Below are 11,850 nucleotides of genomic sequence, written 5' to 3' on the forward strand. Positions count from 1 at the left end.
AACGATGTCTAACATTACGATTAAAAATTATGAGTACCACGTATGGGCCAATAAGCGCGTATTCCAGAGGCTTCGGGAGCTGCCCGAGGAGATTTTGCAGCAAGAGATAGGCAATGTTTTCCCAACCTTACATGCAGGTCTTGTGCACATATATCGTGTTGACACCGTTTGGTTTTCTGCCATGAAGGGAAGCACATATGAACAAACTAAAGCTTTGCTTGGCGGCATTGAAGAGAAAACAAGCGGCAAAAGCTTGGAGCAGTTGGAAACTGTCTACGATGAATTGGCCAACATGTATCGTGCATTTCTAAGTAGCGATGTGGATTTGCTGGCGGTGAAAGAGTATCCTCACCCTGTACACGGCATCCTGTATGCGAATACAGAAGATCTCATCCAGCATATCGTCAACCACGGTACTTACCACCGCGGCAACATCAGCTCCATGCTTCGTCAATTGGGATATGCCGGTGCTTCAAGCGATTATGTGTTCTTTTTGTATGAATGGCAAGCGGGAAATAATGAGTAGGATAGTAGGATGATGCCCCGAAAAAGCCCCGAATCGAGCAACTTAATGCTGTTGATTCAGGGCTTTTAGGTATATTGCTGACCCGCAGGTTGACAGGCTTTTTCCTACTTATCCACAGGTACAGTTCAAAACAGGTTTGCGTGCTGCGAGAGCTTCATCCATACGGCTGACGACGGTGGTATAAGGGGCGTTCTTTACCAGATCGGGATTCTCTTCAGCTTCTTTAGAGATGGCGATCATCGTGTCGATGAATGCGTCCAGCGTTTGTTTGCTTTCCGTTTCAGTGGGCTCAATCATGATGCATTCTTCGACACTGAGCGGGAAATAGATGGTTGGCGGGTGATAGCCAAAATCGAGCAATCTTTTGGCTATATCGAGTGTACGAACACCCAGCTTTTTCTGACGATTGCCCGACAGCACGAATTCGTGCTTGCAGAAGCGGGGATGAGGCACATCAAAATAAGGGGTTAAGCGGGAAAGCATATAGTTGGCGTTCAGAACGGCATATTCAGAAACCTTGCGCAGACCTTCCGGACCAAGCGTGCGGATATAGGTATAAGCCCGGACGAGGATGCCGAAGTTGCCATAGAAGCTTTTGACTCTGCCGATGGTTTGAGGGTAGCTGTAGTCGAAGTAAAAGCTGCCGTCATCATGCTTCGCGACAAGCGGAGTGGGCAGGAATGGAATCAGCTTTTCTTTGACGCCAACAGGGCCTGCTCCGGGTCCGCCGCCGCCGTGCGGGGTGCTCATGGTTTTGTGCAGGTTGAGATGTACGACATCGAAGCCCATATCGCCTGGGCGAGTGATACCCATAATCGCATTAGCATTAGCGCCGTCATAATAGAGCAGTCCTCCCGCAGTGTGAACAATTTCGGCAATCTCGACAATTTGTTCCTCAAACAAGCCAAGCGTGTTTGGGTTAGTTAGCATGAGCGCAGCCGTATCGGGGCCAACTGCTTTGCGGAGTTCATCCAGATTGACGAGACCGCGTTCATTGGATTTAATCGTGATAGTTTGAAAGCCAGCTACGGAAGCGCTGGCAGGATTGGTGCCGTGAGCGGAGTCGGGACAGATGACTTTGGTCCGTTTCTCGCCGCGGCTCTCATGGTAGGAACGAATCATCATCAACCCCGTCCACTCGCCATGAGCACCGGCGGCAGGCTGAAGGGTTACGCGGTCCATGCCGGTGATAGCTTCGAGGTCATGTTGGAGATTGTAAAGCAGTTCCATAGCGCCTTGGAGCGACTCTTCAGGCTGATACGGATGTATGTTGGCGAAGCCGGGGAAGCGGGCAACGTCTTCATTAATTTTCGGGTTGTATTTCATTGTACAGGAGCCGAGCGGATAGAAACCGTTATCTATACCAAAATTACGACGCGAGAGAGCGGTGTAGTGACGGATGACATCGACTTCATAGACTTCAGGCAGATCGGGCGGGCTCTGACGCTGGAATTTGGCAGGCAGAGCATCGTTCAAGTCCATTTCGGGTACATCCGATTCAGGCAGCGAGTAAGCGGTTCGACCGGGATGGCTCATTTCAAAAATGAGCGCTTTGCCGTCATTTTTCATATAAGTTCCTCCAATGCTGCTGCGAAGGCATCGATATCTTCGCGCGTTCGTTGCTCGGTGACGGCGATCAGAATATGATTGGCGAACTCGGGGTAATCGCGGCCAAGATCGTAGCCGCCAATGAAGTTATGTTGAAGGAGCTTGCTGTTCAGCTCCGCTATATTCGTGCCGTCCGGCAGCTTGACGGCAAATTCATTGAAGAAGCTGCCGGAAAGGGGCAGCGTGAGCTTATCGGACGCGGCTAAACGGTTCGCCGCATAGTGAGCTTTCTGGACGTTTAGTTTGCCAACGTCCTGAATGCCTTGCTTGCCCATCGTGGACAAGTACACGGATGCGCAAAGCGCGAGAAGCGCTTGATTGGAGCAAATATTTGACGTAGCCTTTTCACGTCGGATATGCTGCTCCCGCGCTTGGAGCGTAAGCACGAAACCGCGTTTGCCATCGCGGTCAACGGTTTGGCCCACGATGCGCCCAGGCATGCGGCGCATCCAGCTTTCGGCGACGGCGAAGTAGCCGCAGGTCGGCCCGCCCAGCGCAGCTGGGATGCCGAGCGGCTGGCAGTCGCGACGACAATATCAGCGCCGAGCTTGCCCGGCGCCTCCAGCAGCCCAAGCGTGAGCGGATTCGCGCTCACGACGAGCAGCGCGCCCGCGTCATGCGCGAAGGACTCTGCAGCCGCGATATCCTCCAAGCAGCCGAAGAAATTCGGCGATTGGACGATGACGGCTGCTGCTGCGTCGCTGATCTTGGAAGTGAGATCGTCGAAGTCAGTCACGCCCTCTGGCGTGATCCCGATCTCCACGACTTCCAAGTTCAGCCCGCGGGCGGTGGTACGCAGGATCGCGCGTGCCTCTGGGTGTACCGCGTGCGAAACAAGCAGACGGCTGCGCTTCGTCGCGCCGCTGGCTAATGCGCCGGCTTCGGCCAGCGCCGTCGCCCCATCGTACATCGAGGCGTTCGCTACGGCCATGCCGGTGAGCTCACAGATGTACGACTGAAATTCAAAAATCGCCTGCAGCTCGCCTTGGCTGATTTCCGGTTGATAGGGCGTATACGCTGTGTAGAACTCGGAGCGTGAAATGACATGATTGATTACCACCGGAAGGTGGTGATCGTAGATGCCAGCGCCAAGGAAGCTGGCATACCGATGGAAGTCGGCGTTGCGATTCGCCAGACCGCTCATGTAGCGCAGCAGGCTTTGCTCGTCAAGCGCCTTCGATACATTCAGTTCACCCCGGAAGCGTACCTGCTGCGGAATATCTTGAAACATCTCTTCCATCGTTGAAATGCCAATCATCTCCAGCATTTCCTTCTGATCCTGCTCGGTAATCGGTAAATAGCGATGCTTCATGAGGCGTTAGGCTCCCTTCGACACGGCGGTCATTTTATTCTTTTGTAAAAAGGGGTGGCAACGATGGTGGCTTTTACCTGTGCCCCTCTAATTTGTATGGATATTTCCGTACCCAGTTTACTATAGGCTGATTCGATTAATGCCAAACCCACGTTTGTTTTGTAAGTGGGGGATTGGGTCCCTGTGGTCACTTCGCCAATCTGCTTCCCATCGGCATAGACCGCATAATGCGGGCGGGGGATGCCGCGTTCCAACATTTCGATCCCGACGAGCTTGCGAGGTGTGCCGCTAGCTTTTTGTCCTGCGATCACATCACGTCCGATGAAATCACCTTTATCCAGCTTTACAAAAAAGGAAAGTCCGGCTTCGAGCGGTGTAATATCTTTGGAAAGCTCTTGCCCGTAAAGGGGCAGACGAGCTTCGAATCGCAGCGTATCGCGAGCGCCTAAGCCTGCTGGCACAAGACCATGATCATGACCAGCCACTAGGAGCAGCTTCCAGAGCTTCACAGCATCCTTTTGATCGATATAAAGTTCGAAGCGTCCTCGCCTGTGTATCCCGTGCGCGATAGGAGCGCTTTAACCCCTGAAACATCAACCTCTGGAAAGAACCGAAATGTCTGCAAAGACTGAATGGGGGCGTCTGTCACTTTAGCCAAAATCTGCTCGGCATGAGGCCCTTGTAAAGCGAGCATTGCCGTTTCATCGGATATATTAGTTAGCTGTACGCTTCCCTCGATATGCTGCTGCATCCAATCGACATCCTTATCGATGTTCGAAGCATTGATGACGAGCATATAGTCGTCTTCTCCGAGCTTATAAACAAGTAAATCATCAACGACACCGCCATTCGGATAACAAATAAGACTGTATTGGCATTGACCTGTTTCTAGTTTGCTTACATCGTTCGTGGTCAGTTTCTGTAAAAAGGGAAGGGAGTCTTCCCCGTTTATACGGACTTCTCCCATATGAGAAACATCAAAAAGTCCCGCCTGTTGTCGGACGGCGTCATGTTCCTTTTGGATGCCACCAAACTGCACGGGGAGCTCCCAGCCTCCAAAATCAATGACTCTCGCTCCATGCTCTGCATAAATCGGGAAGAGCGGTGTTCGTTTTAGCATGCGCTTATCCTCACCTTCGATCCTAAGTTTGGGTTCTGATCGTATTTTGCCCAAAAAGCAAAAAAGAGCAAAACGTATGCAACACAAACATACCTTTTGCCCTGTCCTTTTTACCTGAGAGTTACCCTGTGGACTTCCCGTCCGTCAAGTTTCCCCTTTGGTGTTCGTTTTCCCGCTATGCACGGCAGCACGAAGCTCTCCAGAGTTGCGTCCGATACAGGTCCTTTTGCCTGAGAGATTCACCCACCTCTTGGGGCTTACTCCTTCGGCGCCGCGAGCTTGCTCTGCGGTCTCTCCCTGTACCATCATTCGCCAATATGAAATTAGATTTCCTATCCTTATTATGTGTTCATGTTGGGGGAAATTGTCAATTGAAACTTGTGAAGAGAAACGATCCGATAAGTTTGGAAAGATGGGTGTCATTTACTGCCCGGCCTTGACTTGATGTTTCTGTTAGATTAAGCTAAAAGCAAAATTTGCTGGTAAAGTGAGGGGTAAAACGATGAGTGAGGTACAAGCCAATTTGTTATACACCAAAGAGCACGAGTGGGTACAGAAGCTGTCGGAGACTAAAGTTCGTGTAGGTATAACCCATTTTGCCCAAGATCAGTTGGGTGATATTGTGTTTGTAGAGCTTCCTAAGGTTGGAGCAAGCATAACGGCTGAAGAGAGCATCGGCAGTGTCGAGTCAGTTAAAACAGTTTCGGATATTTTTTCACCGATATCGGGCAAAGTAACAGCTGTTAATCTTTCGTTAGAGACTTCTCCGGAACTGGTGAACAGTGCACCCTTTGGTGAAGGTTGGATCGTCGAAGCGGAAGTTTCAGGGCCAGAAGCGTTGGAAGGGCTACTTACCGCGGATGAATATGCTTCTTACATCGGTAACGACTAGAAAATTTCTAGGAATGGAGGCTATCCCATGTTATTTGGGCAGAAGTCACAGGAAAGAAATGACCGCGTTCCTCCCGGACAAACGTTAACACAAAGCTGGCCTGTGCTCCATTATGGGTCGGTGCCCTATTATAAGGATATGAGCCAATGGGACTTGCGTCTCTTCGGTTTGGTTGAAGAGGAATTTAGTATGAGCTATGAGGATTTTATGGATCTTCCGCGCAAAGAGTTCGCCAATGACATTCACTGTGTAACCACGTGGTCCAAATTGGATAATGTGTGGGAAGGCATTGCTGTGTCGGAGCTTATGAGCAAGGTCAAGCTGAAGCCGGGAGCGACACATGTGATGCTCCATGCCGAGCATGGGTGGACAACGAATCTTCCGCTGGAGGACTTCCTTCAGGAAACATCATTCCTCGGGATTCGCCACAATGGCGAATGGCTGACGCCGGATCATGGGTATCCGGTACGCATGGTGGTGCCGCATCTCTATTTCTGGAAAAGCGCCAAGTGGCTGCGCGGCATTGAGTTTATGCCGAAGGATAAACCGGGGTTCTGGGAGCGCAATGGATACCATATGTACGGCGATCCTTTTCTCGAGCAAAGATACGATTTTGATTAGAAATGGCTGTTAACTACATGTAAAAGAAGCCCACTCATCTTTGATCGGAGGGGCTTCTTTTACATGTATTTATCTAATATAGGTCTAATTACTAGGATTGATCCTACAAATGTAGGTGAAGAAAGAACAAGGCTAATAATCGGAAAAATTTTATATTTATTGAAACGAGTCAGTGAAAATATACTCATGTATATACCTATCCAACATATGAATGTACTAAAGTATAATAAAATGAAGTTGGAAAAAATAGGCCCTTCCCAAGAATGATTAAGTATATTGATCACGCTGTATAGAAAATATGAAAAGCTATAGATCCCAAATGACAATGAAAGTAGTGAAATTAATAACATTTGAGGTTTGTTATTTTGCATTGAATTCAACTCCATAACTACAAATTTCACCAATAATAAATGTAAGTTAACCCGCCAAGTCCTGAGATAAAACTCCTATATTCTTATAATAGGATTAAAGAAAATATTAAGTAAGTACTAAATTATTATAGTACTATTGATGCTATGTGGGAAAATAACTCTCGTTAACAGCATATATTGCACACACCATGGTAAATGGGTACTTTGAGATGCGTATGGTGATCCCTGGTCCGAACAGCGCCCGTGAAGGGTGACTTGTCATTTGCAGAGTGCTCTAGCCGCCTTAACTAAAAATATGTGTTTACGTATATGAGTAATCGTGATTCTAGCAATACAGCTTTTCTATTTTGGGGTTTCTGACCCCTGGCTTGACTTTGTTGTTCCGTCTATACAGTTTTCGATGGAGCTTTGCTCGGAAGCCCCTCATTACGATAATGATTGGCCTTCCGATATAACCGTATGGGTGAATGGTTTAGAGATAGGGACCTGGACTTCGCCGGGAGATTTTGGAGGGCGGCGCGGGAAGCTGAATCCAGCGTGGTGGCCGGATTTGAGTACGCAGTTTGGGTCACTGAAGACTTGGCGTGTCGATGAGACACGGAGCACGCTGGATGACGTTGAAGTTTCCACGACAACGCTCCAGCAATTGTCTTTGTTAAGCAACAGCTTTATTGGCATGAGGATCGGTGTAAAAGAAAATGCCAGATTTAAGGGTGGACTAAATCTTTTCGGCAAACGATTTGGTGACCATGAACAGGATATGGTGATGAGAATTTATTATATGTTGTGAGCGGCTGTTATCTTTTGATAACAGTTTTTTCAACATTTTAGAACGTATATGTTTTCAGGCGAGGACTGAGGGGTTATCCCTTTAATAATTTTTTGTTGAAATTAAAGTCTGGAATCGAGCATGTTTGAGATAATAGTTTTTCGATGAACGTGGTCATGGCTAGTTACTCTTTTCATGGAGAATCTCCGGGTGTCGAGAAAGTCTCGGCTGCCGGAGATTTTTCTCTTTATGATGCGGCGAAATGGTTAGCTTCTGAGCGTGTTATCCAACTCCGAACGTGCTTTTGGCGTCGGGATCGACTTCAATATGTTGAGAGAGCCTTTCCTTTTTTTGACGGGGACGCCTAAGGAACTCAGCAAGCCTTATTGGATCAAATAACAAAGAGTTATCGTTTTAACGAACTCCAGACGCGTAATTGCAAGTAAAAGCGCATCAAATCATTCATCATTGACTCCATAACGTCGCCTCAGTTCGTTAGAAGAGTGGACAGGCTCATTTCACGTCGATAAAGACTCTACGGTTCGTTAGCGTAGACAACACATGCGCACGCGTGATGGCGCCAAATCGCGAATAGAAGTCCTTGCTTCTGCGACAAAAAGCTGCCCCAAAGCTAGATGAGCCTTGAGAGCAGCCCTTTTTAAAACCTACCTGTTGACAAAGGAATGGCGAGTGGACGAACCGCATGGCTTTCGTCCAAATGCAAGAAGGCGTCATACCGCCGCGCCATAAGAGAGGGCACATAGTTGCCCCTCTCATACGACGGGTGGTACACGACACCGATGGCACGATGCCCTAACGGCTCGTGCCCCAGAATCGGATCCTCCCTGCGCAGCAGGAGGATCTGGTCATGCGCGCCGGCGCGATGCATCAGCTCTTCCCAACTACCCGGCTGGGCAAGGGGCACTTGCATCGTCGCCACCGGCGCATCCCAGGCGGTCGCGGCCATAACGGTGCCGCGGTAAGTACCGAAGCCGATGGCGAACACATCGGCTTCGCCGTGCGCTTCGCGCACAAGCTGGCCGACGTTGACCATGCCGTCGGCCTCCATATCCGTTGCACGCGCATCGCCGATGTGCGTGTTATGCGCCCAGACGATGACCTTGGCGTCTGGGCCGTGCTCTTCGGCGAGGCGGCGCAGCGCCTCGACCATGTGTTGATCGCGGACGTTCCACGACTCCGCATCGTGACGGACCATCGTGCGGTAGTAGTCCTCCGCGTTCACGGCAACAAGCGCGTTCAACTCCGCGCTTAATGCCGCTTCGCTGTCATCCTCATACCGCACGCGTTTGTCGTGAAGCGCCTGGAGCAGCTTCACGACATCGTCCTTGCAGCTTTCCCCATAGAAAGCTGCGGCAACGCCGTAGCTTTGCCCTTCTTCTTCGTAAGCATCGAAACAAGCAAAGGCTTTATGCGCAAGAGCCAATTGCTCCGGTGTGCCATGTTCTTGGAGATACCGTGTGATTTCCTCTAATGACTCCCATAGACTGTAGACATCTAGTCCATAAAAACCGACTCGTTGATCCATGGGCTTGTCCACATTGTGCTGTTTTATCCACTCGATCAGCGCCAATACCTCTTCATTCGCCCACATCCATGTCGGCCACCGATCGAAGGCTGCGAGCACGTCACGCGCGCTGGGTTTGGCATCTGGATAATGCTTCACATACCGATTCACTTCATAGCAGGAAGGCCAGTCCCCTTCAACGGCAATAAACTTAAAGCCTTTGGTTTCTATTAATTTGCGGCTTAGTTCCATGCGCAGCTTATAGAACTCCGAAGTGCCGTGCGTCGCCTCACCAAGTAAAACATACCGCTTGTCTCCGATCGCCTCCACCAGAACGTCCAAATCATCTGCTCTATGCAAGCGCACGGCTTGTTCTTTAATTTGGTTGACGATAATTTCGTCCAGATTCATGATAGCAAGCTCCTATTCCCAGGTTGAGTCATTTCATCTGTAGTATGTACAAAAATTACATAAAAAAGCGCTCCCTTGCGGCGTTAGAGAAGAAGATAAACGAAATATTAGTCAATTAGGTCTGTCTTATAAGCTTTTTCACAAACCTGCCTCCATGTGAATCATGGGGGATTTTGTGTCTTATTTTACAAGTAACGGGGAATAATACCTGCAAATACTTGTAAAAGGAGTCGCTATGACATCTGAACAAATTTCACAATTCGAGACGAAAATTATTATCAGAAATATAGAGCAGAAAGATTTTGGGCAAATCATTGAGCTGCAAAAAATATGCTTTCCTAACATGAAGCCTTGGCAAATCGATCAAATGGAAAGCCATACGCGTATTTTTCCAGAGGGTCAGATCTGTGTGGAAATCGATGGGGAGATCATAGGCTCCTGTTCGAGCTTGATCGTCAATTTTGACCATTATGTAGAACAGCACACCTACGCGGAAATTACAGATAAGGGCTATATTCGGAATCACAATCCCCGCGGTGAAAATTTGTACGGGATGGAGGTTATGGTGCATCCCGAGTATCGTCGGATGAAAATTGGCAGACGTTTATACGAGGCACGTAAACGTTTGGCGGAAAAGTTAAACCTCAAAAGCATCATCGTCGGCGGTCGCATTCCAGGTTACCATAACTACAGCGATAAGATGTCGCCGAGAGAATATGCCGAAGAAGTGCTGCAGCAAAATATATATGACCCTGTGTTAACATTTCAAATGATGAACGGCTTCACGTTGAAACGAATCCTTATCAATTATTTGCCCGATGATGAAGAATCGGAACATTTTGCAGCTTTGTTGGAATGGAACAATATCGACTATAAACCTTATATAAGTAAAATTCACTATAAGCAGTCTTTTCCCGTCCGCGTGTGCGTCATCCAATATATGCTGAAAAAAATTGACTCTTTCGAAGAATTCGCTACACAGTGCGAACATTATGTGGATGTGGCATCCGATTATAAATCAGACTTCGCGGTATTTCCGGAAAATATTAGCATGCAGCTGCTTTCATTTCTTGAAGAGCGTTCGCCAAGCTTAGCTATTCGGAAATTAAGCACCTTTACCGATCAATATATCGAATTGTTTACGGAATTTGCTGTCAAATATAATGTGAATATTATCGGCGGCTCTCATTTTGTCGAGAACAATAACCGCCTTTATAATGTGGCTCATCTGTTTCGTCGGGATGGATCGATTGAGCAGCAGTACAAGCTCCATATTTCACCGAATGAACGCAGGTGGTGGGGAATCAATGGAGGCATGCAATTGGAAGTGTTCGATACCGATTGCGGTAAAATATCGATACAGCTGGGCAGTGATATTGAATTTCCCGAAATCTCCCGTATTGTCGCTGAGGAAGGAGCGCAAATGATTTTCGTGCCCTTTTGTACGGAGGATAGACAGACCTTTCTGCGGGTTAAATATTGCGCGCAGGCGCGAGCGATTGAGAACCAGGTGTTCGTTGTCACATCGGGGACAGTAGGCAACCTGACCCATGTGGACAACGTGGACATCCAGTATGCGCAATCAGGTATTTATACGCCAGCGGATTTCTCGTTCCCAAGAGACGGTATTGCAGGTGAATGCAGCGAAAATACGGAGACCGTTATTATGGCCGAGGTCGACCTGGAAGTTTTGCAGCGTTATCGCAAGTCGAATGACGTGTTGACGTTCAGGGATCGTCGTACAGACATCTATTCGCTGCAAATTCGGTCGTGAACATGGAGCCGATTTTGAGAAAAATAACACTTGCTTCCGTCCAATACGGACTTTCTGATCTACAATCTAAGGAGCAATTTTGGGACGGATTGGCTTCCAAAATCCGTGAAGCAGCGGAAAAGGGTGCTAATCTTGTTGTATTTCCTGAGTACGTGACCGCGCATTTGTTGAGCCTGGAGCCGACTATGACGAATGAAGAAGCTTGCGTTTATCTGGATAGCTGTACAGAAAGGTATGTGCGCTTTTTTCAACACTGCAGCCAGGAGTGGCAGGTGCTCATACTCGGAGGCACGCACGTTTGCAAAGAAGAAAAGGGGTTCGTCAATAAAGCGTTTTTGTTTTTTCCGGATGGTCGCATGGAAACGCAAAACAAGATTCATTTGACTCCGGAGGAGCAGGTCCGCTGGCCTTTGACAGCAGGTGATGAGCTGAGCGTATTTGAAACGGCATGGGGACTTGTAGCGATTTTGACATGTTATGATATTGAGTTTCCGGAATTAGCCAGAGCCGCCGCGGAACGTGGGGCAGAATTGATCTTGTGCCCTTCCTATACAGATAATGCATCGGGCTATAGTCGTGTAAGGTTTTGCGCGCAAGCCAGAGCCATAGAGAATCAGCTTTTTGTAGTCGTAAGCGGGTTGGTAGGCGCTCTTGCAGAGGGTCGCCCGCAGGTTGACCAAGGATATTGTCAGGCGGGCTTGTTTACGCCATGCGATTCCCCTTTTGCTCAAGATGGCGTGGAGCGGGTAGGAAAGCTCAATGAAGATATGGTTGTCATGGCTGAAATAGACTTTGCTAAGCTTTGTGAAAATCGGCGCGGCGGCGCAGTAGCCCCCTTCTATGATCGCCGGCCAAATCTGTATAAACAACAATCCGGGAAAATGGCTGTAGAGAAAACAAGACGGTAATTTGTCCTACAAC

At 48.6% G+C, this 11,850-nt stretch carries 9 protein-coding genes, 2 pseudogenes and 2 riboswitches; of the genes and pseudogenes, 7 read left to right on the forward strand and 4 right to left on the reverse strand.

From position 1 onward, the window contains the following. Positions 1 to 4: 4 nt before the first annotated feature. Positions 5 to 526, forward strand: coding sequence for a DinB family protein (locus tag FU659_RS04790; protein WP_147946499.1), 522 nt, complete (start codon positions 5 to 7; stop codon positions 524 to 526). A 108-nt stretch (positions 527 to 634) separates the two neighbouring features. Here the strand turns inward: FU659_RS04790 and gcvPB are convergent, their stop codons facing one another. The 3 genes and pseudogenes from gcvPB to gcvT all read right to left on the reverse strand — a co-directional run bounded on the left by gcvPB (position 635) and on the right by gcvT (position 4,566). After that, positions 635 to 2,095, reverse strand: a complete 1,461-nt coding sequence (gcvPB, locus tag FU659_RS04795) for an aminomethyl-transferring glycine dehydrogenase subunit GcvPB (protein ID WP_147946500.1) — start codon at positions 2,093 to 2,095, stop codon at positions 635 to 637. Further along, positions 2,092 to 3,446, reverse strand: a pseudogene (gcvPA, locus tag FU659_RS04800) (aminomethyl-transferring glycine dehydrogenase subunit GcvPA). The gene gcvPB and the pseudogene gcvPA overlap by 4 nt, the downstream one beginning before the upstream one ends. Positions 3,447 to 3,475: 29 nt before the next feature. Further along, positions 3,476 to 4,566 (reverse strand): annotated as a pseudogene (gene gcvT, locus FU659_RS04805) (glycine cleavage system aminomethyltransferase GcvT). A gap of 99 nt (positions 4,567 to 4,665) precedes the next feature. After that, positions 4,666 to 4,771, reverse strand: a riboswitch (glycine riboswitch). Positions 4,772 to 4,774: 3 nt separating this feature from the next. Then, a riboswitch (glycine riboswitch) is annotated at positions 4,775 to 4,875 on the reverse strand. A gap of 193 nt (positions 4,876 to 5,068) precedes the next feature. On the opposite strand from gcvT, the gene gcvH reads away from it, so the two are divergent. The 4 genes from gcvH to FU659_RS36240 all read left to right on the forward strand — a co-directional run bounded on the left by gcvH (position 5,069) and on the right by FU659_RS36240 (position 7,587). After that, on the forward strand, positions 5,069 to 5,458 hold the full coding sequence (gene gcvH / locus FU659_RS04810; RefSeq protein ID WP_147946501.1) for a glycine cleavage system protein GcvH: 390 nt from the start codon (positions 5,069 to 5,071) through the stop codon (positions 5,456 to 5,458). A gap of 27 nt (positions 5,459 to 5,485) precedes the next feature. Further along, a complete protein-coding gene (locus FU659_RS04815; protein ID WP_147946502.1) occupies positions 5,486 to 6,079 on the forward strand; it encodes a sulfite oxidase-like oxidoreductase in 594 nt (197 codons plus the stop codon). 690 nt (positions 6,080 to 6,769) lie between these two features. Next, entirely contained in the window at positions 6,770 to 7,240 is a 471-nt protein-coding gene (locus FU659_RS04820; protein WP_147946503.1) for a hypothetical protein, read from the forward strand. A 155-nt stretch (positions 7,241 to 7,395) separates the two neighbouring features. Then, the gene (locus FU659_RS36240; protein ID WP_222708480.1) at positions 7,396 to 7,587 is read left to right on the forward strand and encodes a hypothetical protein; all 192 of its coding nucleotides are present in this window, start codon (positions 7,396 to 7,398) and stop codon (positions 7,585 to 7,587) included. Between the two features lie 290 nt (positions 7,588 to 7,877). Here the strand turns inward: FU659_RS36240 and FU659_RS04825 are convergent, their stop codons facing one another. Next, on the reverse strand, positions 7,878 to 9,155 hold the full coding sequence (locus FU659_RS04825; RefSeq protein ID WP_147946504.1) for an erythromycin esterase family protein: 1,278 nt from the start codon (positions 9,153 to 9,155) through the stop codon (positions 7,878 to 7,880). A gap of 235 nt (positions 9,156 to 9,390) precedes the next feature. On the opposite strand from FU659_RS04825, the gene FU659_RS04830 reads away from it, so the two are divergent. Together FU659_RS04830 and FU659_RS04835 are read left to right on the forward strand one after the other, a co-directional pair. After that, entirely contained in the window at positions 9,391 to 10,929 is a 1,539-nt protein-coding gene (locus FU659_RS04830; RefSeq protein WP_147946505.1) for a bifunctional GNAT family N-acetyltransferase/carbon-nitrogen hydrolase family protein, read from the forward strand. Positions 10,930 to 10,943: 14 nt separating this feature from the next. Then, positions 10,944 to 11,837 carry a nitrilase-related carbon-nitrogen hydrolase gene (locus FU659_RS04835; protein ID WP_187273902.1) on the forward strand — a complete coding sequence of 298 codons (894 nt, stop codon included), beginning with the start codon at positions 10,944 to 10,946 and terminating at the stop codon, positions 11,835 to 11,837. Positions 11,838 to 11,850 lie beyond the last annotated feature (13 nt).

This window comes from Paenibacillus sp. N3.4 (genome assembly GCF_008017805.1).
Taxonomy (GTDB): domain Bacteria; phylum Bacillota; class Bacilli; order Paenibacillales; family NBRC-103111; genus Paenibacillus_E.